This is a genomic window from Solwaraspora sp. WMMD792 (genome assembly GCF_029626105.1).
Lineage (GTDB): Bacteria > Actinomycetota > Actinomycetes > Mycobacteriales > Micromonosporaceae > Micromonospora_E.
In genome coordinates, this window is sequence record NZ_JARUBH010000009.1 from 6,895,216 (window position 1) to 6,920,965 (window position 25,750).

A 25,750-nucleotide genomic window follows, 5' to 3' on the forward strand; every position below is an offset into this window, starting at 1 on the left:
CCGGCTACTCCGGCTCGGTCGGCTGTCCCGCTGCCACCGGCTCGGTGACGGCGCGGATCGCGGCCGCCGTGCCGACGGCGATCTCCTCGACCTCGTCGGCGGAGACGACCAGCGGCGGGCCGAGCAGGATCACGTCACCGTCGACGCCGTCGGCGCAGCCGGTTCCGCTGTAGAGCAGCAGCCCGGCGTGCCGGGCGGCGGCGACGACCCGTTCGGCGACCCGGGCGGTACGGGCGTACGGCCGCGCGGTCTGCCGGTCGGCGACCAGCTCGACGCCGACCAGCAGGCCGCGACCGCGGACGTCCCCGACGTACGGTGAGTCGGCCAGTTCCCGGCGCAGGGCCCGGCGTAGCGACTCGCCGGCCCGCCGGCCCGCCGCGACGAGGTCCCGCTCGCGCAGCACCCGCAGCACCGCCCGGCCGGTGGCCGCGCCGACCAGGTGGTGCGAGTAGGTGAAGCCGTGGGTGAAGCCGGTCCGCGCGATCGTGTCGTGCACCGGGCCGGCGGCGACGGCCAGCCCCAGCGGCCAGTAGCCCGAACTGGCCCCCTTCGCCGCGACCAGGATGTCCGGGCGTACCCCCCAGTGGTCGACGCCGAACCAGGTGCCGGTACGGCCGAAGCCGGTCATCACCTCGTCGGCGATGAGCAGCACCCCGTACCGGCGGCAGACCTCGGCGACGGCCGGCCAGTAGTCGTCCGGCGGGACGCAGGCACCCAGCCCGGCCCCGGCGATCGGCTCGGCGATGAACGCCGCGACCGGCCGGGACCGGCACAGTTCGGCCAGCGCCGCCGCGTGCCGCGCCCCGCAGCCGACCGGATGGGTCTCCGGGAACGGGCAGCGGTACTCGTACGGGGTCGAGGTGTGCACCGCCTGTCCCAGCCACGGCAGGTACGGCGCACGCAGCCCGGCCCGGCCGGAGACGTCCAACGCGCCCCGGGAGTTGCCGTGGTAGGAGCCGACCCGGCCGACGATCAGGTGCCGGTCCTCACCCCGGGCCAGGTGGTAGGCGCGGGCCATCTTCAGCGCGGTCTCCACCGCCTCGCTGCCGCCGGAGACCGGGAACACCAACGGATCGTCCATCGGCAGTACGGCCGCGAGCTCGGCGGCGTACTCCTCCAGCACGTCGGCGCGGAACATCGAGCCGTGCGCGTACGCGACCGCGCCGGCCTGCTCGGCCTGCGCCCGGACCACCTCGGTGACGCCGTGGCCGATGCCGACGACGATCGCCCCGGCGGCCGCGTCGAGGTAGCGCTTGCCGGTGGTGTCCCACAGCTGCGCGCCGCACGCCGAGGCGATCCGTGGCGCATCGTCGGACACCCGGCCGAAGACATGGCTCATCCCGGTACGGCGACGGCCCCGCCGGCCTCGACCTCCCCGCCGGCCTCGACCTCCCCGGCTTCGACCTTTCCGTTGCCGGCGGCCTGCAGATCGGCGGCGACCTCGGCGACGGCCGCGCCGAACAGCCGCAGACCGGTCTGCGCCTGGGCCCGGGTGATCACCAGCGGCGGCGACATCCGTACCGCGTTGACGCCGGCCTCCAGCACCAGCAGACCGCGACTGAACGCCGCCTGCTGCACCTGGCCGGCGATCTCGCCGGTGGGGAACTCGACGCCGATCATCAGGCCGACCCCGCGCACGTCAACGAGCAGATGCGGGTACGCCTGCTGCAGCTCGCGCAGCCCGGCGAGCAGGAACTCGCCCTGCGTGGTGGCGTTGTCCAGCAGGCCCTCGTCCTGGATGACCCGCAGGGTGGCGAGGCCGGCGGCGCACGGCACCGGGCTGCCGCCGTAGGTGGAGCCGTGCGCGCCCGGACCCCAGGCCTCCATCAGCTCGGACCGGGCCAGGAACGCGCCCAGTGGCAGGCCGGAGGCGATGCCCTTCGCGCTGATCAGGATGTCCGGCTGGACGCCGGTGTGCTCGATCGCCCACATCCGGCCGGTGCGGCCCATGCCGCACTGCACCTCGTCGGCGACGAGCAGGATCCCGTGCCGGTCGCAGATCCGCCGCAGCCGGGCGAGCCAGCCGGCCGGCGGCACGATGAAGCCACCCTCACCCTGGATCGGTTCGACGAAGATCGCCGCGACCTCGCTCGGATCCACCTGGTGCTCGAACAGCACCTCCTCGATGAAGTCCAGCGACGCCGGGGCGTAGGGCGCGTGCAGCACGCCGGGCAGCAGCGGGCCGAACCCCTTGTGGTACTTGGACTTCGACCCGGTCAGCGTCATCGCCCCGTAGGTGCGGCCGTGGAACGACCCGTAGAAGCTGATCACGTACTGCCGGCCGGTGGCGTACCGGGACAGCTTCAGCGCGCCCTCGACGGCCTCGGCCCCGGAGTTGGTCAGGAAGACCCGTACCGGCCCGTCCATCGGCGCGGTCTCGGCCAGCGCCTGGCACATCTGGCCGTACAGCGGCAGGTAGAAGTCGCTGGCCGAGTAGTGCAGCAGGGTCGCGGCCTGCTGCTGCACCGCTTCGACGACGCTCGGGTGGCAGTGGCCGGTGGAGGTGACCGCGATCCCGGCGTTGAAGTCGAGGAACAGGTTGCCGTCGACGTCCTCGACGACGGTGCCGTGGCCGCGCCGGGGCGCGATCGCGTAGGCGCGGGGCAGCGACGGGCTGGTCACCGCTTGGTCGCGGGCCAGCACTTCGCGGGCCTGCGGGCCGGGCAGCTCGGTGACCAGGTGCGGTTGCGGGCGGTCCGGGTCGAACCAGTCGGGGGCCGTCGTCATCAGGCCACCACCGTCTGCGACTGCTCGCGGAGGAACTGCTGCAGGTAGTAGGGGCCGCCGCCGGCCTTGCCGGTGCTGCCGGAGCCCTTCCAGCCGCCGAACGGCTGCACTCCGGGCCAGGCGCCGGTGGTGGCGCCGGCCGGCCGGTTGACGTAGACGACGCCGGCTTCGATCCGGTCGAGGAAGTGGTCGATCTCGCCCTGGTCGGTGGAGAAGAACCCGGCGGTCAGGCCCAGCGGCACGCTGTTGGCCCGGTCCAGGCCCTCGTCGACCGAGTCGACCGGGCTGACCGCAACGAATGGCACGAACAGCTCGCGCTGGAAAAGGTCGTCGTCGGGCGGTACGTCGGCGACGACGGCCGGTGCCAGGTAGTAGCCGTCGGGGCGGCCGTCGACCCCGGCGAGCACCTGGCCGCCGGTGACCACCCGGCCGACGGTCGCGGCGTGTGCGACGGCCTCGCCGTAGCGGCGTACGGCGGCGGCGTCGATGACCGGACCGAGGTACGTGTCGCGGGCCAGCGGGTCGCCGACGACCAGCGACTCGGCCCGCTCGGCGAGTCGGGTGACGAACTCGTCGTGGAGCTCCCGCGCCACGTACACCCGGGAGCAGGCCGAACACTTCTGGCCGGAGAAGCCGAACGCGGAGCGGGCGACGCCGGAGACGGCCCGGTCCAGGTCGGCCCGGGCCGAGACGATCGCGGCGTTCTTGCCGCCCATCTCGCAGATCACCGGCCTCGGGTAGGCACCGGTGAACGCCCGGATGATCGACATGCCGGTCTCGTACGATCCGGTGAAGGTGAGGCCACCGACGCCGGGGTGCGCCACCAGCGCCCGCCCCGGGTCGTCGCCGCCGGGGAGGAAGTGGGCGACACCGGTCGGCAGCCCGGCATCGACCAGGCACTCGAAGAACTTCCAGGCCGAGAAGGTGCCCTGCAGGCTGGGCTTGAGGACGAGGGTGTTGCCGGCGACGAGTGCCGCGCCGGCTGGCCCGGCGGTCAACGCCATCGGGAAGTTGAACGGGCTGATCACGGCCCAGACCCCGTACGGCTTGAGCACGCTGCGGGTGGACTCGTTGGCGGCGATGGTCGCCATCGGCTGGTCGAAACCGTGATGCTTGTCGTACATGTCGCAGTAGTAGCGGATCAGGTCCGCCGATTCCTCGACGTCGCCGAGCGCCTCCAGCCGGTTCTTGCCGACCTCCATGCTCATCAGCGCGGCGTACTCGTTGGAGCGCTCGCTGATCAGGTCGGCCGCCCGGCGCAGCACCGCGACCCGGTCCGGCCACGGGGTCGCGGCCCAGCCAGCGGCCGCGCTGCGGGCGGCGGTGACCGCCGCGTCGACGTCCTGGTCGGTGGCGGCGGTGACGGTGGCCAGCTTGAGCGTCACGTCACCCGGGCTGACCAGCTCGGCCGGGTCGACCCCGGGCCGGGCGGTGCCGTCGACCACTGGGGTGAGGCGCTGACCCAGCCAGGCCCGCGCCCGGTCCGCGCCGTCCTCGTACGCCGTGTGCAGGTCCTCGTTGTCAGCGGACAGGGTCGCGTAGGTGACCCGGAAGCGTGTGGCCACGGAAGAACTCCTTTCGGCGGGACGGCACCCAGTGAAGGTGTGGCAAAAATTCCAGACATCATCGCGTCATGCAGGAAAATCTACTGCGCAACGCGGATCAGAAGCAAGAACTTCTCCGCCGAGTAAGGCTGCTGCCGGGCTGCCGGAGGCTGCTGCAGGGCTCACGACAGACGGGACCGGGGTGCCCGGACCGGCCGTCAGGCCAGCCCGGACACCCCGGTCCGCGGTGTTTCGGTCAGTCAGTCCGGCGTCAGGAGACACCCAGGGTGGACAGGTAGTCCGGGTTCTCCGACAGCCACGCCTCGACGGCGGCCGGCTCGTCACCCTCGTGCACGTTGAACATCAGGTCCTCCAGCGAACCGAGCTGCTGGTCGTCCATCTGGAACTTCTCCAGCATCGCGGTCACCTCGGGGAAGTCCGCGCTGAACCCGGTCCGGGCCAGCGTGGTGATCTCCTCAGCGGTACCCAAAGTGCCTTCCGGGTCGGCCAGGTCCTTCAGCTCGTAGTTCGAGTAGGCCCAGTGCGGGTGCCACAGGGTCACCACGATCGGCTCCTCGTCGCCGATCGCGCTCTGCAGCGCGGCGAGCATCGCCGGGGTGGACGAGGTCCGCAGCTCGTAGCCGTCCAGCCCGTAGGTCGGCATGACGTTGTCCTGGGTGGCGGCGGTCAGGCCGGCACCCGGCTCGATGCCGATGATCTCGTTGTTGAACAGCTCGGCGTTGTCGGCCAGATCCGCCAGCGAGTCGACCCCGTCCACGTAGGCGGGGACGGCGATGCTCAGGCTGGCGTTGTCGTACCAGACCCCGATCGTCTCCAGGTCGTCGCTGTACTCCTCCATGTAGGAGGCGTGCGTCTGCGGCAGCCAGCCGTCCAGGAACAGGTCGATGTCGCCGGAGGCCAGACCGGAGTAGACCACGCCGGCTTCGACGTTGGTCAGCTCGACCTCGTACCCCTCGGCCTCGAGGATGTTCTGCCACAGGTAGGAGGCGGCGATCGCCTCGTCCCAGGCCATGTAGCCGATGGTGATGCTCTTGTCGGCGGCGTCGGAGCCGTTCTCGCTGCCGGTGTCGCTGTCGGCGTCGCTGCCGCAGGCGGCGAGCCCCAGGGCCAGGGCGGCGGTGGCCGCCACTGCGGCCCGGCGTAGCGGGTTGTTGCGGAACATTCGTTGTCGTCCTTCCATCGTGTTGCCCTACACCGGCGGACTCGCGGCAGCGAGGCAGGGCGCCGGCACCGGTGACCCTCCCTGCGGGATCTCGGTTCGGATACGGTGCAGCTCTTGGTTCGGTCTCGGGTTCGGGTTCGGGTTCGGGCCGGACTTGCGGCCGGATTCGCGGGTCAGGCTTCCTGTAGCGCCCGCTGCGCCTTCGCCGACCGGGTACGGGCCCCGATCGAGTCGGTCAGCCGGTCGAGCACCACGGCCAGGATCACCACGGCGATGCCGCCTTCGAAGCCCTGGCCGACCTGGATCCGGGCGAGTGCGGTGTTGATCACTTCGCCGAGGCCGCCGGCCCCGACCATCCCGGCGATGACGACCATCGACAACGCCAGCATGATCACCTGGTTGACCCCTTGCATGATGGTCGGCAGGGCGAGCGGCAACTTGGTACGGAGCAGGATCGCCCAGGGCGACGCGCCGAACGCCTCACCGGCCTCGATCACCTCGCGGTCGATCTGTCGCAGGCCCAGCTGGGTCAGCCGGACCCCCGGCGGCATACTGAACACCACCGTAGCGATTACCCCGGGGACGGCGCCAATGCCGAAGTAGAAGATCGCCGGGATCAGGTAGACGAACGCCGGCAACGTCTGCATCAGGTCGAGCACCGGGCGGGTCAACGCCGCCATCCGCTGGTTCTCCGCGATCAGGATCCCGAGTGGGACCGCTATCGCCAGCGACAGACCGCTCGCCACCAGCACCAACGCCAGCGTACTCATGGTCTCTTCCCAGTAGGGCATGCCGGCGACGATGCCCAGCCCGACGGCGGTGCCGATGCCGAACTTCCACCCGCGCAGCCACCAGCCGAGCGCCGCGAAGATCAGCACCACGACGATCGCCGGCGGTGCGGTCAGTACGTCGACCAGGGGATCCACCAGCGACTCGACGAAGCTCGAGATCCCGTCGAAGAGCGCACCCATGTGCTCGGTCGTCCAGTCGACGATGACCTCGAACGCCGAGCCGATCTTGACGTACGGCAGGAAGCTGTCAATGCCGTCGGCGGCGTTCATGAGCGGTCTCCCTCCGGACTCAGCACTGCGTCAGCCGGGGTTGCCTGATCAGGGACTGTCGCGGTGATGGTGCCCACCTCGCTGGAGCTGGTCGGCTCGGCGTCGTCGCCGGTGCCGTCGCTGGTCCCGTTGCCGTTGCCGGTGTCGCTGCCGATGCTGCCGAGCGCGCTGAGCAGGGTGATCCGGGGGATCACGCCGGTGAGCCGGCCGGTGGTGTCGGTCACCGCGAGCGGGTGCGAACTTTCCGCACAGGGGGTGAACAACTCGGCGACCGGGGTGTCTTCCCCGGCGACCCGGACGTGGTCGGTGGTCACCACGTCCTGCAGGTTCCGCCGGCCGTCGCGGACCGCCTGGTCGATTACGTCGTCGGAGACCGTACCGAGGAACTGCTTGTTCTTGCCGGTGACATAGATCGCGGAGGTCTGGGTCTCCCGGAGGATCCGGGCGGCGACCCGGGGGCCGGAGCTGACGTCGACGACGCCGAGTGGTCGCTCCATCACCGATGAGGCGGTGAGGATGCGGGTACGGTCGACGTCCGCCACGAACTGCGCGACGTAGTCGTTCGACGGGTCGGTGAGGATCTCCTCGGCGGTGCCCAGCTGGACGATCCGGCCGGAGCGCATCACGGCGATCCGGTCGCCGAGGCGCATCGCCTCGTTGAGGTCGTGGGTGATGAAGACGATCGTCTTGCCGAGCTGGGCCTGCAGGTCCAGCAACTGGTCCTGCACCTCGCGGCGGATCAGCGGGTCGAGGGCGGAGAACGCCTCGTCCATCAGCATGATGTCGGTGCCGGCGGCCAACGCCCGGGCCAGGCCGACCCGTTGGCGCATCCCGCCGGACAGCTCCTGGGGCAGTTTGTCCGCCCAGCGGTCCAGACCGACCAGGCGCAGCGCCTCCATCGCCCGCTCCCGCCGTTCGGCCCGGGGCAGACCAGCCGCTTCCAGCGCGTAGCCGGCGTTCTCCAGGACCGAGCGGTGCGGCAGCAGCGCGAAGTGCTGGAAGACCATGCTGATCTTCTCGCGGCGCAGCTTGCGTAGCGCGGCCGGCTTGAGCTTGGTCAGGTCGACGCCGTCGATCTCGACCGAGCCGCCGGTCGGGGTGAGCAGGCCGTTCAGCATCCGGATCAGGGTGGACTTGCCGGACCCGGAGAGCCCCATCACGACGAAGATCTCGCCGCGCTTGACCTCGAAGTTGGCGTCGACGACGGCGGCGGTGGCACCACCCAGGTTCGCCGGAGCGTCGGGTTGGCTGGTCTTGAGGCGCTCGAGCGCCTTGTCAGCACGTTTGCCGAAGATTTTGTACAACGATTTCACGACGATTGCGGACACGATCTCCATTCCAACGAATGTCGTGACGCTGGTCCCAATCGACGCACACGGGAGGTGTTCATCGACCGAAATCGAGTCGTCGGACGGTCGGTGGGCAAGTCAAACCAGGTCTGTGGTGGGGGTTTGCACTCGACCATACCCGACGGTCTGCCACGAACGAAAAACATCCCCGTACGGGATGTTTCGGACATCTCGTACGGGGGTCGACTGAGATCAGTCCCACCATTCCAACCCGTTCCATTGTCGACGGTATCGTCACCGAATCAGGTATGTGGCGACCGGCGCGGCAAAGCCCGTACCGCGCGCACCGGCCCGAGATGCGAGGTATGACGGGGAACCTCCGGGTATCCGGGCAGGGCTGCTGACCTGCGGCGGCTCTGCCCGGGGCGCCCCGATGGAAGGCCCGTGCCACGGTTGCCGCCTCTCGTTTCATCCACCTGGATAACCGTTTCTTCGGCAGCCGGGCAAGGCCCATGCTGATCTGCGGAAAGAACGGCAGGTGAGACGGTTTACGTGGAATGCACCCCGCTGACAATTAAATCAATCGCCGAGGTGCACGCCAATTGCTGGCAGTGTGGGGGAGTGTGGCGTCCGGGAGTGCTGCACAATCGTCTCAGGTGGCCCGTATAAATGAGCGGACAGGGGTTTGTCCGGTGATGAGTGCGTGACCGTTGTCCCACGCGTACCGGTCATCGCGACGCCGCCCCCGATCGCCTGCCGCCGCCCGCCGCCTTCCCTCAGCTCGCCTACTCTGCGGCCCTTGTGCCGCTCCACCGCCCTGGCCCCTGCCCCTGCCGCACTGCCCCTGCCGCACTGCCCTCGCCCGAGGTGCCACCTCCGCCGAACCGCTGCGTCCGACACCGTCGCCCACGCACCCAAGCCGCGCTGGCTCGGTCGGGTCCGCAACCCGAAGGCAGTTTCGGAGAAAGGCATCCCTTACCTGATGGTCAAGAAAGTTGCATGATCAGTGTCGGTCGGGCACCGCGACAATCGCGGCGCCCGACCCCGCGTGGATCATGAACCGGCGGCGATCCCGATCTGCCGGGTGATCGTCACGTCGGTGATCTTGGTGTCCCTGGCCAGCAGCATGGCCTTGCTGAGGATGACAGCGAGAACGTTGTCTCCCTCGAACGGCAGGAACTCGCTGTGGCCGCCCCCCGACCGGGTCGACGTCCGGTCCGGCACGATGCACAAATAGGTGTCGTTCGGGCTCATCAGAATGTTCCCCGAACCCAGGTGGATCTTGTAGGTGCGCAGCTCACCTCGGACCACCAGGAACCGGCCGTCAATGCTGGCCTGGCCGCCCACCGCCAGCCGGGGCAGCAGCCGGGCCAGCAGATCCCGGCGGGTCTGCGCCGTCGCCGACAACTCCCCGAAACTGTAGGAAGACCAGTAGTCCCGGAACCGGCCCTGAGGGCCGCCATCGGACCAGGTCGGGTCATTGCCGACGCTGGCCACCCCGACGAACAGGTCGACGTCGCGCATCACCTCGCTGAACACCACCGGTGGCACCTGGTCCAGCGGCAGCGGCTCCGCCGGTGCTCGCTGCTCCCGCGCGCCCCACCGGCCGGCGGTGTACCCGCCGCCGGTGGCGTGCGCCTCGTTGCCGGGGGCGTCGATCGGATAGAACCGCACCTGGTCGGTGACCAGCCGCAGGTACGTACCGCTGTCGGTGGTGTCGGCACCATAGTCGTCGCCGACCCCCTCCACCCAGTACTCCGCCCGCAGCCCCCACTGCGGCAGCTGCCGTAACGTCGGCGGACAGGTGTCGTCGACCATCAACCGCAGCTTGTCCACCCAGCCCCGGGCGGCGGCGAGCGCGTGGTACTGGTGCTGGCGCAGCACGTGCCCGGCGAACCGGTTCGAGTAGCTGCCGGTCAACTCCTCCGCCGGGGTCAGCAGGTACACCTCGCGGTGGGCCTGCTTGAACGGCTGCACCACCCGGTGCCGCTCCAGCCACTCCCGCCAGGCGACCACCTCCGGCACCGGCCGGCCGATCGGATGCCACAGCTGCACCACCGCATCGTCGGCGGCGGACACCGGGGCGTCGTCGACGGTGCGCAGCGCACCGTCCGCCCAGCCGCACGCCACCCCGTTGACCAGCCAGACCAGCCGCCGGGCCAGGACGCCGACCAGCGGATGATCCAGGTAACGCTCCCGCCACGCCGGCAGGCTCCAACTGCGTCGGGCCACGAACAGCCGGTCCAGCCGGGCCGACTGCGCCGCCAGCATCCCGGAGACGTCCTTGGCCAGCGTCTTGACCTCGGCCACGACCTGCGGATGGTCACGCCGGACCGCCGTCGGCGGCGACTTCACCACCCGGCCGGCGTCGTTGTGCCAGGTCACCGCAGTGGCGCCGACGCCGGCCAGCAGCTCGACCCGGCAGCCACCGACCGTCACCTCGTGCCGACCGACGTCGGTCAACCCGTAGTCGGGGACCGCCAACTCCTCGATCTCGTCGCGGCCGATGCCGAGCGCGGCGGCCCGCGCATCGAGCGCCTTGTCGACCTCGTTGCGGGTGCCCTTGTACGTCAGCCGCGCCGACAACCGGGCCAGCTGGGCCAGCGCGGCGTCACCATCGAGCCGCCCCAGCACCCCGACCGCCGCGTTGGCGACCTTCGGGCCGGCCGGCCCGATCCCGGGCAGCCGCCGCAGCATCACCTCGACCAGTACGCCGACCTGGCGTACCTGGTCGGCGGTCGGCCCGGTCAGCTCCACCAGCCAGAGCAGACCACGCAGCACGTCCGCGTTGCCGGCGTCCGGCACCCGCTGCGGGGTGACCGACGCCGCGGCCAGCCACCGGCCCAGCACCGCACGGGCCTGGTCCGGGTCGACCTGGGTGAGTAGCTCCCGCGCGGCCTTCACCCAGGCCGCCGACGGGCGGGCGGCGGTGGCGGTGCTGGCGTGCGCCAGCAGCCGCGGCCAGGCCGGGTCGAGAGTCGGCAGCTCGGTGAGAATCTGCTCGGCCCATGGGTCTTCGGTGGACAGCGGCGCGATGCCCAGCTCGATCGTCAGCCGCCGCAGCTGAGCGTTCTCCCCGGACAGGTGGATCGCCAACCGCAGCAACGCCTCCGGCAGCGGTCCCTCGGCAGCCAACCTGCGGGCCACAACCTCCAACGCGCCGGGCGGGATTGCGCGCCACTGCCGGACCGCGAAGTCGGCGATGACCCGGGCGTCGGCCTCGGTGAGGTCGTCGGGCAGCCGCCTGGCGAGCCGGGAGATGACCTCCACAATCGTCCACGATCGCCTGCGCTGGTCGGAGGCCGCCTCGATCATGAGGCGCAACAGGCGTACCAGATCCGGCCGGGCCAGCAGACGCAGCGACTTCCACGCGTCCTTGTCGTCCAACGCCTGCTTCGAATGTGTCTGCAGGTACCACGACAGGTCGACGATCTCGCCAGCGGTGACCAGCTCACGCAGCCGCTCGATGCGCCACGGTTCGGTGTTGTTCCTGACCGACATCAGCCACCGACCAGCGGTACGAGTTTGAGGAAGGTGACCTCGGTGTCGCGGCGCAGGTCGACCTCGTCATCGAGATTCTCCACCTGGCGGTCGCCGACCAGGACCACGAACCCGTTGCGGCTGAACGCCGTCTCGGCGAGCGCCACCTGGTTGTCCGGGTCGACCCGGGGACGGCGACGGGTGGTCGGGTCGCCGTTGAGGGCCCGCTCCACCGGGGTCGGCTGCACCAGTGAGCGCGCCGGCGCCGTCCCGGCGGCCTCGGCGGCGTGGTACTCGGCCACCTCCTGATGGATCCGCCGCCGGATCAGCTCCCGCAGCGTCAGCCGCTCCTCGAATATCTGCAGCGCCCAGGCCGGGGTACGGGCCCCGGCCGTGCTCTCGTCGACAAAGGTCACCATCGCCATGGCGCCGCAGTGTAGGCCCGCCCTACGACAGCAGCTCTACGACAGCGGCGCCGCCCCGGAGGGGCCGTCCGGACAGTGTGATGTGAGGTCTCCGGCGCGTAGCCGGTAGAGCACGCTGGCGACGTCAGCGTGCCAGGACCGGAGCTCAGCGACAGTGGGTGCCAGCTCGTACGAGTGGTGGTGGGTGGCCCGGGACAGTCCGTGCCACGCCGTACGGGCGGTCGTGGCCACGTCGGCATCGGCGAAGATCGGCAGCGCCAGCAGTTGGTGACGCATCGGGCACCGGGCGACGGTGGGTGACACCCGGTCCCAGTACTCGCGCAACCCCTGTTCGAGGGCGACCCGGGTGAGGCATGCGCAGCCGCGTTGCCAGCACCGGCGCAGGCTCGGCCGGGGCTGTTCCCACAGGGCGGCGGCCTCGTCGAGATACTGCTTCGGCATCATCGCGGGCTCAACTTCCGTACGATCCGTCGGGCGTCGTCGACCAGGTCGGCGAGCGGCCCGGGGTCGGTGCCGTGTGCGCCGGTGTTGGCCGCCCTGACCACCCTCGGCGCCGCCTGGTCGAGCCTGCGCAGCTCGGCGGTCAGATCGTCGACCCGTTTGCGGTCACCGAGCAGTGCCAGGGCGAGGGTGGGCCGCAGCCCTTCGGCCTCACCGATGGCAGCCTCGGTCTCGGCGACAGAGGTGCCGCTTCGCAGGCCGGCGACGTAGACACGTTCGTGACAGGCGGATTCGAGGGCCTGGCGGATCTGGTTGCAGACAATGGTCCGCCGGACCGTGTCGACCATGTCGCGGTCCTTGGTGATGGCGTCGGCGTCGGTGAGGTAGCGGTCGGCGGGGCTGGCGTCCCGGCCGCCGGTGACGACGACCTTGGAGCAGGTGTGCCGGGCAACGGCCAGGATCCGGGCCGGAATGCCCAGGTGCCGGACGGCGGCGGGCAGCCGGTCGTCGTGGGTGAAGACCACGACCTGCCGACGTTTGGCGACGTCGGCGAGGACCTGGGCGAGCCCGTAGACCTTTGCGGGGTCCATGGACTGCACCGGGTCGTCGATGACGAGGAAGCGGAACGGGCTCTCCGGCATGGTCGCCCGGGGCAGGAACAGCGCCAGTCCGAGGGAGTGCAGCTCGCCCTGGCTCATCACGCCGAGCGCCGCACCGGGGACGCCGTCGACCGCCACGTCGAGGTCGACCCGCCGCTGCGTGCCGTTGCCGGCGAGGGTGATCGAGCCGAGTTCGACGTTGCTGTCCTGGCGCAACATGTTCCAGATCCGGGTGGCTTCCGTGGCGACCGGGGTCAGTCTGGCGTTGCGGATCTGCGCGCTGATCCGCTGCATGGCACGGATCGCCGTCTGCAGTGCCGTGTACGTCGCGGCGGCCTCCCAACTGTCCCGTGCTGTGCCGGTCCAGGTGCCGATCAGGTCGGCCAGCGGTTGCCAGGCCTGCCGCCGCCGGTCCAGCGCCGCGCGGGCGGCGGCCTGCGCCGGGATCACCGCGCCCACGAGGGCGTCGTACGCGGATCCCGCGCCGTCGACGATCGCGGTGGCGTCAACGGCGGTGAGCAGGTCGTCCCACGCCTGCCAGGCGGCGCGGGCCGGCGCGGTGTCGACCTGTTCGCTGGTCAGGTCGACGGTGAACGCCGGGGGCAGGGTGGGCAACTGTCGGCGCAGGGCCTGCCGGGCGTCGCGTACGGCGCGGTGGGCGGCGTCGAGGTGTTCGGCCTGGTCGGTGAGCTGACGCAACGCGGTGGTCGCCTCGCTGACCCAGGCCTCGTCCAGGGTGCGACCCCCGCACACCGGGCAAGGCTGGTCGGGGTGGTTCTCCCGGTGCCGCAGCGCGTCGCGCAGCAGCGCGGCGAGCTCCCGGGCCTGCGCGGCCGGGGTATCGGCCAGGTCCGCGACGCGGTCCAACCCGTCGCGGAGCCGGTCGACGGCGGCGGTGACGTCGTCACGGTTCGGCACCGGCAGTACGTCGATCTGGCGCAGCGGCTCGACGTTCGCGTCGTCGGGGGCGGCGTCGCTGGTGACCAGTGACGCCAGCTGTTCCAGGTCGGCGCGCTGGCCGGTGAGGGCCTGCTCGGCGGTGCGGGCGCGCGGGTCGGGGTGGGCGGCCAGCGCGGCTTTCAGCTCGGGCAGCGCGAGGGTGGCTGCCTTGCGGCGCTGGTCGGCTTCCCGGCGGGCGGTCTTGAGCAGGGTCTCGATCTCGATGAGCCGGCCGAGGCCGAGGATGCGCTGCAACGAGTCGTGCATTTCGCTGGGGCTGCCGCCGAGCAGGCCGCCGAGCTCCGAGTAGGACAGGAACGGCCGGTAGAGGCTCAGCGGCTGTTCCCAGCCGAGATCGGTGACCGGCTGGCGGGGGTCACCGTAGGTCTGCATGAAGCTGGTGTGTCCGGTCAGCTCCGCGTCACCGGCCCAGTGGTATTCCACTGTGGTTCCACCACGACGTCCTTCGACGCCGAGCCGTACCCGGATCCGGGGGTCGTCGGTGGTGTGCAGGTTGCGCCAGCCGTCCTTCCAGACGCTGGTGCGGCCGTGCCAGCGCATGTTGCGGCCGGTGAGGGCGAGTTCGGCCGCTTCAGCGAAGCTGGACTTGCCGGAGCCGTTGCGGCCGGTAACGACGGTCAGCCCCGGTCCGGGGGTGAGGTTGAGGGTGGCGGTGGGTCCGATGCCACGGAAGCCGGTCACTTCGATGGTGTCGAGGTAGGTGCCGACCGGTTCGGCGGTGTCGGTGTCGGTGCCGGCCGGCTGCGGGCGGCGCGGCGGCGCGCCGCCGAGGGCGGCGGCGAAGTCGTCCGCGCCGGACAGGGCGGCGAAGATGAGGCTCTCTGCCGCCTCGGGCAGTTCGGCGTCGGCGAGGTGGTCGAGGATGAGCTGGTCGACGGTGTCGGTGTTGTCGGTCATGTCATTACCTCCTGTCGGACAGCTGCGCGTTCGCGGCTACCGGCCGCGGATCTTGCGGCCGGTCTCGGTGTCGGGGTAGAGGATGGCGTCGGCGACCCGGCCGCCGGAGTCCTTGGCACCGCCGCCGAAGTTGAGGACGCCGGCGGCGTTGGCGCTGGCAGCGACGCCGTCCCAGTAGCGGGCTTCCCGCTGCCACTGGACGCCGTCGAGCAAATCGAGCAGGTCGGTGTCGGTCAGCGGGATGCCGGTGGCGGCCCAGCCGGTGGCCTGGTGGGCGGCGATGCCGATGCCGGCGAGTACGGCTGGGGCGGCGACGGCGGACCGGGCGGCGAGCTGCGGGTGCAGGTGGGCGAGCAGGCTGGCCAGCAGCGGCACGAGCCGGCGTTCGACCTGGGTGGCGGTGGTGCCGGCGGGCAGGTCGGTGGCGCTGACGCTGGCCGAGGAGAGGCCGATGCCGCGCCGGCCGTGCAGGGCGGTGACGACCAGGACGCGCAGCGCTGAGAGGGTGATCAACTCGGGGTCGGTCTTGGTGAGCTGCCGCTTGCGGGCCTGCACGAGGGTGCTGAACGGGACGATCTTGCCGTCGTGTTCGACCTTTGCGGCGTCGGCGACCCGGCGGGCAAGCTGGGTGGCGAAGTCACGCTGGTCCATGGACATGGCGAGGTTCTTGTCGACTGCGACGCCCTCGACGTTACGGTCGTAGAAGATCTGCCGGGCCTCGTCAGCGCCGAGTCCCCAGTAGAGCTCGAACGGCAGCCGTACGGTGTTGAGCTTCTGGTGGGTGATGCCGAACCGGGTCGGGTCGTCGTACAGCTCGTGCAGGGCGGTCACCTGCGTCTCACCGTCGATGGCGACGACCGGGCTGCCGGCGAGCAGGGTGATCCGGCAGATGCCGCTGCCGGGGACGAGCTCCGCGCTGACGTCGCCGATCTCGTCGGCGAGCCAGAGGGTGATCGGCGGGGTGGACCAGCCGGAGCCGTACTCACCGTTGACGCCGGTGGCGATGTAGCGGGCGTAGTCGGCGACGTTGCGGCCCTTCTGGCTCGCCTTGAGGGTGCGCTGGACCAGGGCGCGAATCTCGGCGTGGCGGCGCATCGCCCCGGAGGAGAACTTCATCGCCCGCTTGTCTTCTTCGAGCCGGGGCGACGGCACGAGCTGCAGCAGCGCCGGCAGCGCGATCGTGCCGATCACGGCGTCGGGGCGGAACGGGATGACGGTGAGCTGGATGCCTTCGACGGCGGCGGTGGGCATGGTGATGGACATGAGGGTGCTCCTCGGGGTGACAGGGGTGTTGGCGCGCAGGGCAGGTCGACCGTGACGAACCGCTGGCCGCGCCCTGCTGAATACAGACCCTAGCACACTCAGACGTGAAAGCGGTGTCAAATCTGTTTACACGCTTCGGCGTTGATGTAGCGTGTGAACGTACCAGCAGCTCAACGACAGGACAGCGATGTCACAGCCCGCCCAGGTGACCGCCGCCGAGATCTCCCGGTTAGCCGGGGTCACCCGTGCCACCGTCAGCAACTGGCGGCGACGCCACCCGGACTTCCCCGCCCCGACCGGAGGGACGGAGACCAGCCCGGCGTACGACCTGGCGCAGGTGCGGGCCTGGCTGTCGGCCCGTGGCCAATGGCCGACCAGCTCCGCCGTCGACGAGTTGCGGGTCGCGCTGCGGGCCACCACGCCCGGTCCCGATCACCGAAGCAGACTGTTACCGCTCGTGGTCGCCGCGAGTCGCGTAGCCGACAGCGAGCCGGCGAAAGCTGCCGAACTGTCCGACAAGGAGCTGTCCACCTGGGCCGGACAGACGGTCCGAGCGCACGCCGCCGACCTACCGGACGGTGACCGGGTGGCGTACCGACCGGCCGACGCCGAGCTGCTCCGGCCGGTGCTGCGCTGCCTCACCGAGACCGGAGCAGCCACCACCATCGACGTACTGACCGAGATCGACAGCCACGACGCCACGGCGAGCGGGCAGTACGACACCCCGGCGGCGCTCGCCGCGCTCGCCGCCGACCTGCTCGCCGGCCCGGACACGGCGTACCCGGAAAAGATCTTCGACCCGGCGTGCGGCACTGGCGGACTGCTGCTGGCCGCCGCAGCCCGCGGCGCCACCGCCCTTCACGGCCAGGACATCGTGCCGCTGGTAGCCGTCGAGGCCGCCGCCCGCCTCGCCGTTCAGGCACCACAGGCGGCGGCACAGGTCCGAGCTGGCGACAGCCTGCACGCCGACGCGTTCGCCGGGCTGGTCGCCGACGCGGCGCTCTGCGCACCACCGTACGGCGACCGCAGCTGGGGTCATGAGGAGTTAGCCGGCGACCCACGGTGGGTGTTCGGGCTGCCGGCCCGCAACGAGTCGGAGCTGGCCTGGTTGCAGCACTGCTACAGCCATCTGCCGCCGGGTGGCCGGGCCGTGCTGGTGATGCCCCCGGGCGCGGCGGTACGGCCGTCGGGGCGGCGGATCCGCGCCGAGCTGGTCCGCTCCGGCGCGCTGCGGGCCGTCATCGCGCTGCCGGCCGGGGCCGCACCACCGCTGCACATCGGACTGCAGCTGTGGATCGTTCAGCAGCCGCAACCGGAGGCAGGGCAGCCGTCGACGGTGCTGATGGTGGACACCGACGGCCGCCGCGCGCCGAACCGCCCGACGCACACCTCGGACGACAGCCCAGGCCGGCGTACCCCGCCGGAAGGCTGGGCCGAGGCGGCGCTGACGGCGTGGCGGGCGTTCGAGCGCGACCCCGCTGGCTTCGCCCCGGAGCCCGGCGTCTCGCTCGCGGTCGCTGTCGTCGACCTGCTCGACGAGACGGTGGATCTCACCCCGGCCCGGCACGTCCGAGCCGCCCCGGTGCCGGCCGACCCCGGCGCGGTCGCCAAACAGGTGTCCGCGCTGCACGGGCGGATGCGACAGGCCGCCGCCACGCTGGCGGCCCACGGCGACGACGCGCCGTGGCAGCCGACCGGCGACACTGCGCGCACCTGGCGTACCGCCGCCGTCGCGGACCTGTTGCGCGGCGGCGCGCTCACGTTGCTGCGACCGCCGGTGACGCCCCGCGACACCGCCGCCCACCCCGACGACGAGATCATCGTCGAGGCCGGGGACGTGCTCCTGCCGGAGCTGCTCAACGGCCCGGACCGAGCGGTGCGGGTCGCCGACGCCGACGACGCCGGCACGCTGCTCGACCGGCGACGGCTGCTGCTGCGCCCGGATCCGCAGCGGCTCGACCCATGGTTCCTCGCCGGGTTCCTCGCCGCCGAGGACAATCTCAGCGCGGCGGCGACGGGCTCGACCATCGTGCGGGTCGACCCCCGCCGGCTGCGGGTGCCGCTGCTGCCGCTGGCCGAACAGCAGCGGTACGGCCGAGCGTTCCGCCGCATCGACCTGCTCCGCCGAGCCGCGCAGCAGGCGGGCAGCGTCGCCGAAGAGACCGCCCGTACGCTGTCGGCCGGCCTCACCGGCGGCGCGCTGCTGCCGACCGCTGACCCCGACCGTCAGGACGAACCGCAGCGTCCCAGCTGACCGCGGTTTGCCAATCGGGGTCGCCAGATCGGCAAAGTTTGCCAAGAAACCCCGGTTTGCACATCACTGGCAAACCCCGGTTCCGTGGCAAAGTTTGCCGATTGGAAGGGCCGCTGAGCGCAACTGGGTGCCACGCCACGCGGGGCGTCACAGACAAGGTGTCAAGATCCCGGCCCGCTACCCTGCTCACCGTGGGGCGGGCGGCGACGCCCGCCTGGCGATGGCGCGTCGGAGGGGACCCGTTGAGCACGAGCAGACACACCGAGTTGGCCAACCACGCCTGGTCGGTCGCCGACCTGCTGCGCGGCGACTACAAGCAGTCCGACTACGGCAAGGTGATCCTGCCGTTCACGGTGCTGCGGCGGCTGGAGTGTGTGCTGGCACCGACCCGCGACAAGGTGCGGGAGACAGCCGAGCGGTTCCAGGGCCAGGACGACGTGGACATCGACCGGTTCTTGGTCCGCGCCGCCGGGCACAGCTTCTACAACGTCAGCGGCTACACGCTGAAGTCGATCGCCGCCGACCCAGCACAGACCGCCAAGCACCTGCAGCAGTACATCGGGGCGTTCTCCCCCAACGCACAGGCGGTGCTGCACCGCTACGAGTTCCCGCAGCACATCCGCCGGCTCAGCGACGCCAACCTGCTCTACCAGGTGGTGGCCCGCTTCGCCGACCTGGACCTGCAGCCGGCGACGGTCGACAACCACCAGATGGGCTACGTCTTCGAGGAGCTGATCCGACGCTTCGCGGAGCAGTCGAACGAGACCGCCGGTGAGCACTTCACCCCGCGTGAGGTGATCGAGCTGATGGTGAACCTGCTGATCGCCCCGGACGACGACGCGTTGAGCGTGCCGGGCGTGGTCCGCACGGTGATGGACCCGGCGTGCGGCACCGGCGGCATGCTCAGCGCCGCCGAGGAGCACATCACGAAGCTGAACAAGTCGGCGAAAGTCAAGGTGTACGGCCAGGAGCTGAACCCGGAGTCGTGGGCCATCTGCCGCTCCGACATGATGATCAAGGGCCAGGATCCGGAGAACATCAAGTTCGGCAACTCGTTCAGCGACGACGGCCACCGCAACGAGCGCTTCGACTACCTGCTGGCCAACCCGCCGTTCGGCGTGGAATGGAAGAAGGTCAAGGACGCGATCGAGGACGAGTACGAGCGGCTCGGCGACAGTGGCCGCTTCGGTGCCGGCCTGCCCCGGATCAACGACGGCTCGCTACTGTTCCTGCAGCACATGATCTCGAAGATGAAGCCGGTAACCGACGACGGCAAGGGCGGCAGCCGGGTCGCGATCGTCTTCAACGGCTCGCCGCTGTTCACCGGGGCCGCCGAGTCGGGCGAGTCCCGCATCCGGCGGTGGATCCTGGAGAACGACTGGCTGGAAGGCATCGTGGCCCTGCCGGACCAGCTGTTCTACAACACCGGCATCTCCACGTACTTCTGGATCCTGACGAACCGGAAGCTGCCCGACCACCGCGGCAAGGTGATCCTGCTGGACGCCCGCGAGCACTTCGCCAAGATGCGCAAGTCGCTCGGCGACAAGCGCAAGTACCTGACCGGCGAGCAGATCGCCGAGATTACCCGGCTCTACACGGCGGCGCTGCAGGTCGCCGACGACCCGGAGCATCCGCTGCACGCCAAGGTGAAGGTCTTCGCCAACGAGGACTTCGGCTACCGGCGGATCACCGTGGAACGGCCGCTGAAGCTGCGCTTCGAGGTCACCGAGGAGACCTTCACCCGGGTACGGGAATCGAAGCCGATCGGGCGGGCGGTGGACGTCGAGGCGTTCGTGACCGCGTTGAAGCCGCTGATGGGCCGATCGTGGGGCACGAAGCGGGCCGCCTGGGACGCCGCCCGGCAAGCGATGGCCGAGGCGGGCGTGCTGTGGCCGTCCGGCGCACCGTTCCAGAAAGCGATGCGCGAGGTCCTCGGGGTGCGCGACCCAGACGGCGAGGTGCAGATGGTCAAGGGTGAGCCGGAGCCGGACACCGAGCTGCGCGACTACGAAAACGTGCCGCTGCACGAGGACGTCGACGAGTACCTGCGCCGCGAGGTGATCCCGCACGTCCCGGACGCCTGGATCGACCACGACAAGACCAAGATCGGGTACGAGATCCCGTTCACCCGCCACTTCTACGTCTACAAGCCACCCCGCCCCCTCGCCGAAATCGACGCCGAACTCAAAACCCTCGAAGCCGAAATCCAGGCACTCCTCGGCGAGGTAACGCGGTGAAGACGGTGCGCCTCCGCCACGTTGCTCAGGTCAACCCACCGTCGCCTGCTTTCGACAGACTTTCACCCGACGCCGAGTTGACATTTCTGCCGATGGAATCAATCTGGCCCGATTCCCGACTAGATACATCACAACGCCGTACAAAGTCAGCTGTAGCCACGGGATACACGAGGTTTCAGGACGGCGACGTCCTGGTGCCAAAGATTACGCCAACCTTCGAAGCATGTCGATCTATCCTCGTTCGTAACCTATACAACGGCGCTGGAGCCGGAACGACGGAGCTTCACACTCTGCGCGCGGGACCAAAACTCGATCCCCGCTTTCTCCTCCACCTCACCCGTACGCACCCATTCCTGAAGCTCGGTAAGGCCGAGATGTACGGCGTCGCCGGCCAACAACGCGTGCCGGACGAGTTCATTCGGAACCTCGAGGTTCAACTTCCCCCTAAGACCGAGCAGCGACGCATTGCAGACATCCTTGATGCCCAGGCCGACCGGGTCAACAAGGTGACGGATCTTCTGAACCAGATAATCGCGCGTCTTGACGAACGTAATGCATCGGTTCTTGACACAGAACTTGATGAACTTGCAAAGACTGCAGGGACACGACCTTTCCGGAGATACATTGCCGGCTTCGACCAAGGCTCCAGCCCGCAGTGTGAAGCTGTTCCCGCAGGCAATAACGAGTGGGGAATACTGAAAGTAAGCTGCCTTCGACCAGGACAGTTCTTTCCGGATGAAAATAAGCGCCTACCAGAAGAACTAACACCGAGCCCTAGGCATGAAGTACAACCCGGCGATCTCCTCATCACCCGAGCGAATACTCCCGAACTCGTCGGCGCAACAGCCGTGGTTCCTCCCAATACTCGCGCAAAATTGCTACTCTCGGATAAGATCTTTCGCGTACGAACCTCGTCTCAAATTGATCCGTCTTATCTTGCCACCGTTGCGCGCGGACGCCGGATACGCGCTCTTTGCTCCGCCTCGTCGAACGGAGCCTCACAGTCGATGGCAAACCTCCGATTCGAGGAGGTGAAAGAATGGCCGATACCGGCGATCGACCTGGATCTACAGCGCGATCTGGTCAGCCAGACGGGTCAGAATTGGGAACTGACCCAAGCAGTACGCGAAAGGGTAAGGCGCCAGATATTCCTACTGAAGGAAAGACAACAGGCGTTTGTTACTTTGGCGATAGCAGGGAAGATCGACGTGACAAATACAGCAGCAACCACTGGAAGGTAGATTGTCACGCTACCCTTCTGGGGGCCATTGCAGTGTCGCGACAACATGCCAGCCCATCCGCCTAAACTTGGCATGTTCATTAGCGGCCAGGACTCCGATTGACGCTGCCATCCTCGGAGGCGTTGCCGTCCAGAAGACCTCGCTCCAACGCGTCAGAGCGCACGTCGAACAGGGTTACAAGCCTGCCACTCCGCCGAACCTTCCAGTAGCTCCATCCGTTCATAGTCCGCTTACCGGTTACCGCCGATCCCGCAGGGGACGGTGAATCAAACTGCTCACCCGTCGCCAACTCGAGTTTTCGCTCCGCGTTGACATGAGCGACGTAGCGAATGCCCCGATATACCAGTTGTAGCTCTTCGCCCGAGCGGAGGACTCCGGCAGAAACCAAGTGCCCAATAGTGATCCCACCGAAGTAGGCGCGGGTTCGCCGTGCGGCTGCCTCTGCAGTTGTCCGTTGGGGTACGGAGACCTGAGGTGGGACAATAAACCCTAGACGCTGCGGATGCCAAACGATCTCACACAGCCGTTGAAATAGTTGCTGGCGAGTATCGATTGCCGCCGTGTCGAACTTTTCGAACGGACGGAATAGCTTCTCCAGCCCGTTTTTTTTGATAAAACCAGTGAAAGGCTTATTTCGTTCGTGATGCACCTTGTGAAGAGATGCAGCCAGATTGTTCTGGCTGCGGTACCACTCGACTTTATCTTCATACGCCGCCGCCTGATAGGCTGCATTATGGGACTTCTGAAGCAACAACAGGGCACCAATGCGGTTCCGTTGATACCGAAACCTGTCCTCGGTTTTAACTTCCGCCTGATGCCTCTCGAATTTGTTGGCCCATATGTGCTCGATTTCAAACGGCTCCGATCGATCAAGATAACGCGCCACTTGATCAGAACGCCCAATTTCTTGTTCGACGAACGCCGTAATCCGGGCTAGCAGATATCTAACCTGTGCACGGTTGTCCGGACGCAGTCCGTATTGTCGAATGTCGGAGAACGAGGAATCGAGGACGCTGCCCTGAGCACCCAACAGGTTCTTTAACCGATCAAGGTCACCACAGACACGAATCTCGCAAAGCAGCGCGAAGAACTCGGGAGCCGCAGCATGCGGGCGATCATCTCCATTTCTAATTATGGTTTTCACGTATGCCAGATCAAGGTACCTGGCAACCAGTCCAGCTTTTTCACGAAATTGAGAATCGGTATCTTCCGGCGTAAGCGCAGCCAAAAGGAAGGGCATCTGGTCGATTTCATTGACCGAATTGAAAAACACCGCCTCCAGACCTCGCTCCAAGGTAGTGGTAGCCGCTGCGAGCGTAACGAAGCGCTCTGACAGTTTGGGAAGATCTCGCTCGATGAAGCGGGCAAAGTCGGCAGGATACTCGAGCTGAAGTCTCGATTCCGCATTAAGCTGGACCCAACCATGGAACGATATTCCGATATCCATGACGTCAGCTTTATCACTTGCGTACTTCCCAACAAGCAACGCTTGCAGGAACCGTGTCGTTGCCTGGCCACCAATGCCATGAAGCCGAGTAAGCATAGACCGCCAGATTTCACCCAAACGGCCACGGTTATGCACGTTATCGGCTCGTCGCAGCAAAAAGCTCTTAAGAAGGTCTGCCGGGCCTAACTGCACGCCGCGGTCGTTCATGGTTTCGAATATCGACCAGCCCTGACGGCGGTCCACTGCGTCGATACCTACCAGACAGACACGATTTAGGAGCCAGTGGATAAATAGCGGCAGAGCCTCGTCACGAATGACCTCAGGAAGCAGATCCTCGATATCTTCACTACGATCGAATAAGTTTACAACCGACGGACTCGCACCAATAGGGAGACTATAAAGTTTATCATCCAATATAGACTCTAGCAAAGGTGACCGCTCAGGCTCATCGATAGCGTAGGCGCGTTCGCCGTATGAAGTTCCGGCGATGAGCGGCTCAAGAGCCGCGATGTCGTTCGCGTACTCGCGGCGATTTGCTTCGATGGCCAGCCTGCGGAGGTGGAGCATGAGTAGGTGGAGTGTCGTAATACGCTGCTGCCCGTCCACGAGTGCAGCGAATCCGTTATCGCGGTAGTAGACGAAGGGGCCGAGAAAGTAGGGGTCGAATAGCCGAACGTCGCGACGCTCCTGACCTGCAGTCCAATGCTGAAGGAACCGGCTCGCAAGATCATCGATGAGGGCTTTGACATCCTGCCTACCCCAGCTGTACTCGCGCTGGAACGAATCCAGTTTAAACTGGAACGTGCTGAACAGCCCTTGCACGGTGAAGCCGTCGCCACGGATGGGCGCGTCGGACACGGCCTACCTCCCTTGCATCCGCTTTTGCGATGCCGCAAAGTGTAGCTGTGCTTTGGCTTGACCTTGAACCCGCCTCACATGTCCACAGTCGCCTGAACCGGTCGCCGCGATCACGGTTCGCACAAGACCACGAGTCATCGGTACGCCACGAACAAGCTGGGAGGACGCACGCCTGGTCAACGATCTGCCGGTCCGATCCATGCCTCACACGGCAAGGCCGCCTCTGGCGCGGTTATCAACAGTCGATCCGCCGGCACTTCGGCCATCCCGCCATTGATTCCGTCGCGTTGGGCCAGGGCAACCACCCAGTTGATCTCGGCACTACGACGTTCGGGGTGGGTTGATCGGTCAAGACGCCAGAGTCATGGCATGCGTCCGCACCCGACACGTAATGGCTGCTCCTCTTGCGCAGCCATGCGCCTTGCCGACACTCGTGTGGGTTGCGAGGCAGTGCGCCGCAGTTCTCGAGGGCGGGTACGGTCGAGGTAGCGAACCGCCGGCCAGGCCAGCGGTCGGTGGTCCGGCCCGCTATCCAGGAGGTTTGCGACAGTATGTCCGAGAAGGCCGACACCGTCGGTTCCCGGATCCGGTACTGGCGGATGCGTCGGGGTGGGATGAGCCAAGGCGTTCTCGCCGGCTTGGCTGGTGTCAGCCAGCCGTACATCTCGCAGCTGGAGTCCGGTAGCAAGAGTGTCGATCGGCGGTCAACGCTGGTCGCTATCGCGGGTGCTCTTCAGGTGACCGTGGCCGACCTGCTGGGGCAGGGCGCCGAGCCGGGGGATCCGGCGCGGGACCGGGCAGGGGCGTGTGTTCCGGAGATCTGGTCGGCGCTGATCGAGATCGAGGATGGCGAACGGCAGGCACCGACTGGCAGCGCTGAGGAGCTGGCGGGGCGGATTGCTCGTGTCGACCAGCTCAGGGCGAGCGCGAACTACCCGGCTATGGCACCGATGCTGCCTGGCCTGCTGCACGCTGCCGCCGCTGTTGGCGAAACCACGCTCGCTCACGCCGCCTATCTGACCTCGACGTGTCTACGGAACCTCGGTTACCGGCATCTCGCGCTGAACGCCGCCCGCGTAGCGGTGGCAGCCGCTGAGGAGGCCGAGGACCCGGCCTGGATTGGCGCGGCACGGTTCGCGTACACCCAGAGCCTGCCGATCGAGTCCGCCGCGCTCGCCGCACGAGCCGCCGACCGCTCGCTCGCCGAGGCCCAGGCCGCCGCCGCTGATCTGCGGGTCCGGCAGGTACTCGGCCAACTGCACCTCGCGGCCGCACTGACCTACGCTGTCAGTGGCCGGGCGGACACCGCACACGATCACCTGGCGGAAGCGGCCAGGGACGCGGCAAGCGTCGGGGATCCAGCCGACGGCGCGGGCTTCAACGGCTGTGGCTTCGGCCCGACCAACGTCGGCCTCTGGGAGATGTCGATCGCCGCCGAGCTGGGTGAGCACGGCCGCGTCATCGAGCTGTCCCGTACGGTACGTCCACAAACCCTCGTCGCCGCCAACCGTCACCAGTCCTACTGGCTCGACCTCGGCCGGGCGTTCTCGGCCAGTGGGCGGCGCGACGCCGAGGCATTGGCGGCGTTCATCCAGGCCGAACGGGCCGCGCCGGCACCGTTCGCGTTGAACCCACTCGCCCGCGAGGCGGTCGTCGCCATCATGCACCGCACCCGACGGCGCGCGGTCCCCGACGACCTGCGCATGCTGGCCGGTCGACTCGGCATCACACTGCGGCCATAACTGCAAGTAATAGATCAACTACAAGTCACTTTTACCGTCCTGTGTGGCGCATGCAACCGCATGCCCAGACAGCCAGGCGGCAGTGAGCGCAGTTCGCTCCGA

16 protein-coding genes are annotated in these 25,750 nt (G+C 68.4%); 4 read left to right on the plus strand and 12 right to left on the minus strand.

All coding sequences use genetic code 11. The features are described from left to right. Positions 1–4 precede the first annotated feature (4 nt). The 11 genes from O7629_RS32100 to O7629_RS32150 all read right to left on the minus strand — a co-directional run bounded on the left by O7629_RS32100 (position 5) and on the right by O7629_RS32150 (position 15,869). Entirely contained in the window at positions 5–1,339 is a 1,335-nt protein-coding gene (locus O7629_RS32100; protein WP_278174023.1) for an aminotransferase class III-fold pyridoxal phosphate-dependent enzyme, read from the minus strand. Next, positions 1,336–2,727, minus strand: a complete 1,392-nt coding sequence (locus O7629_RS32105) for an aminotransferase class III-fold pyridoxal phosphate-dependent enzyme (RefSeq protein ID WP_278174025.1) — start codon at positions 2,725–2,727, stop codon at positions 1,336–1,338. The genes O7629_RS32100 and O7629_RS32105 overlap by 4 nt, the downstream gene beginning before the upstream one ends. Then, positions 2,727–4,292 (minus strand): aldehyde dehydrogenase family protein, encoded by a 1,566-nt coding sequence (locus O7629_RS32110; RefSeq protein WP_278174027.1) that lies wholly within the window; start codon positions 4,290–4,292, stop codon positions 2,727–2,729. The genes O7629_RS32105 and O7629_RS32110 overlap by 1 nt, the downstream gene beginning before the upstream one ends. Before the next feature lie 250 nt (positions 4,293–4,542). After that, complete coding sequence (locus tag O7629_RS32115) at positions 4,543–5,454, minus strand: glycine betaine ABC transporter substrate-binding protein (RefSeq protein WP_278174029.1); 912 nt, start codon at positions 5,452–5,454, stop codon at positions 4,543–4,545. A gap of 173 nt (positions 5,455–5,627) precedes the next feature. Then, positions 5,628–6,515, minus strand: coding sequence for a proline/glycine betaine ABC transporter permease (locus tag O7629_RS32120; protein ID WP_278174031.1), 888 nt, complete (start codon positions 6,513–6,515; stop codon positions 5,628–5,630). Further along, positions 6,512–7,852, minus strand: coding sequence for a glycine betaine/L-proline ABC transporter ATP-binding protein (locus O7629_RS32125; RefSeq protein WP_278174033.1), 1,341 nt, complete (start codon positions 7,850–7,852; stop codon positions 6,512–6,514). Before O7629_RS32125 ends, O7629_RS32120 begins: the two co-directional genes overlap by 4 nt. 1,005 nt (positions 7,853–8,857) lie before the next feature. Then, a complete protein-coding gene (locus O7629_RS32130; protein WP_278174035.1) occupies positions 8,858–11,305 on the minus strand; it encodes a DUF4132 domain-containing protein in 2,448 nt (815 codons plus the stop codon). Further along, positions 11,305–11,709, minus strand: coding sequence for a hypothetical protein (locus tag O7629_RS32135; RefSeq protein ID WP_278174037.1), 405 nt, complete (start codon positions 11,707–11,709; stop codon positions 11,305–11,307). Before O7629_RS32135 ends, O7629_RS32130 begins: the two co-directional genes overlap by 1 nt. Positions 11,710–11,745: 36 nt before the next feature. After that, the gene (locus O7629_RS32140) at positions 11,746–12,150 is read right to left on the minus strand and encodes a hypothetical protein (protein WP_278174039.1); all 405 of its coding nucleotides are present in this window, start codon (positions 12,148–12,150) and stop codon (positions 11,746–11,748) included. Further along, entirely contained in the window at positions 12,150–14,606 is a 2,457-nt protein-coding gene (locus tag O7629_RS32145; protein ID WP_278174041.1) for an AAA family ATPase, read from the minus strand. The genes O7629_RS32140 and O7629_RS32145 overlap by 1 nt, the downstream gene beginning before the upstream one ends. A 36-nt stretch (positions 14,607–14,642) precedes the next feature. Then, on the minus strand, positions 14,643–15,869 hold the full coding sequence (locus tag O7629_RS32150; protein ID WP_278174042.1) for a DNA sulfur modification protein DndB: 1,227 nt from the start codon (positions 15,867–15,869) through the stop codon (positions 14,643–14,645). A 187-nt stretch (positions 15,870–16,056) separates the two neighbouring features. Between O7629_RS32150 and O7629_RS32155 the strand changes: the two genes are divergently transcribed. From O7629_RS32155 to O7629_RS32165, 3 genes are all read left to right on the plus strand, one after another. After that, positions 16,057–18,123 (plus strand): N-6 DNA methylase, encoded by a 2,067-nt coding sequence (locus tag O7629_RS32155; protein WP_278174045.1) that lies wholly within the window; start codon positions 16,057–16,059, stop codon positions 18,121–18,123. Positions 18,124–18,365: 242 nt separating this feature from the next. Further along, positions 18,366–20,360, plus strand: coding sequence for a class I SAM-dependent DNA methyltransferase (locus O7629_RS32160; protein WP_278174047.1), 1,995 nt, complete (start codon positions 18,366–18,368; stop codon positions 20,358–20,360). Continuing rightward, positions 20,357–21,601 carry a restriction endonuclease subunit S gene (locus tag O7629_RS32165; RefSeq protein ID WP_278174049.1) on the plus strand — a complete coding sequence of 415 codons (1,245 nt, stop codon included), beginning with the start codon at positions 20,357–20,359 and terminating at the stop codon, positions 21,599–21,601. Before O7629_RS32160 ends, O7629_RS32165 begins: the two co-directional genes overlap by 4 nt. 79 nt (positions 21,602–21,680) lie before the next feature. Here O7629_RS32165 and O7629_RS32170 read toward each other — a convergent pair whose 3' ends face one another. Further along, positions 21,681–23,906 carry a DUF262 domain-containing protein gene (locus O7629_RS32170; protein ID WP_278174051.1) on the minus strand — a complete coding sequence of 742 codons (2,226 nt, stop codon included), beginning with the start codon at positions 23,904–23,906 and terminating at the stop codon, positions 21,681–21,683. Positions 23,907–24,457: 551 nt separating this feature from the next. Here O7629_RS32170 and O7629_RS32175 point away from each other — a divergent pair. Next, complete coding sequence (locus O7629_RS32175) at positions 24,458–25,648, plus strand: helix-turn-helix transcriptional regulator (protein WP_278174052.1); 1,191 nt, start codon at positions 24,458–24,460, stop codon at positions 25,646–25,648. Positions 25,649–25,750: the final 102 nt, after the last annotated feature.

Excerpts from the sequence above, each read along its gene's own strand:
- O7629_RS32175 (WP_278174052.1), top strand. The coding sequence starts at position 24,458 with ATGTCCGAGAAGGCCGACACCGTCGGTTCCCGGATCCGGTACTGGCGG.
- O7629_RS32130 (WP_278174035.1), bottom strand. The coding sequence starts at position 11,305 with ATGTCGGTCAGGAACAACACCGAACCGTGGCGCATCGAGCGGCTGCGT.
- O7629_RS32140 (WP_278174039.1), bottom strand. The coding sequence starts at position 12,150 with ATGCCGAAGCAGTATCTCGACGAGGCCGCCGCCCTGTGGGAACAGCCC.
- O7629_RS32105 (WP_278174025.1), bottom strand. The coding sequence starts at position 2,727 with ATGACGACGGCCCCCGACTGGTTCGACCCGGACCGCCCGCAACCGCAC.
- O7629_RS32120 (WP_278174031.1), bottom strand. The coding sequence starts at position 6,515 with ATGAACGCCGCCGACGGCATTGACAGCTTCCTGCCGTACGTCAAGATC.
- O7629_RS32145 (WP_278174041.1), bottom strand. The coding sequence starts at position 14,606 with ATGACCGACAACACCGACACCGTCGACCAGCTCATCCTCGACCACCTC.
- O7629_RS32155 (WP_278174045.1), top strand. The coding sequence starts at position 16,057 with ATGTCACAGCCCGCCCAGGTGACCGCCGCCGAGATCTCCCGGTTAGCC.
- O7629_RS32125 (WP_278174033.1), bottom strand. The coding sequence starts at position 7,852 with ATGGAGATCGTGTCCGCAATCGTCGTGAAATCGTTGTACAAAATCTTC.
- O7629_RS32150 (WP_278174042.1), bottom strand. The coding sequence starts at position 15,869 with ATGTCCATCACCATGCCCACCGCCGCCGTCGAAGGCATCCAGCTCACC.
- O7629_RS32115 (WP_278174029.1), bottom strand. The coding sequence starts at position 5,454 with ATGTTCCGCAACAACCCGCTACGCCGGGCCGCAGTGGCGGCCACCGCC.
- O7629_RS32100 (WP_278174023.1), bottom strand. The coding sequence starts at position 1,339 with ATGAGCCATGTCTTCGGCCGGGTGTCCGACGATGCGCCACGGATCGCC.
- O7629_RS32135 (WP_278174037.1), bottom strand. The coding sequence starts at position 11,709 with ATGGCGATGGTGACCTTTGTCGACGAGAGCACGGCCGGGGCCCGTACC.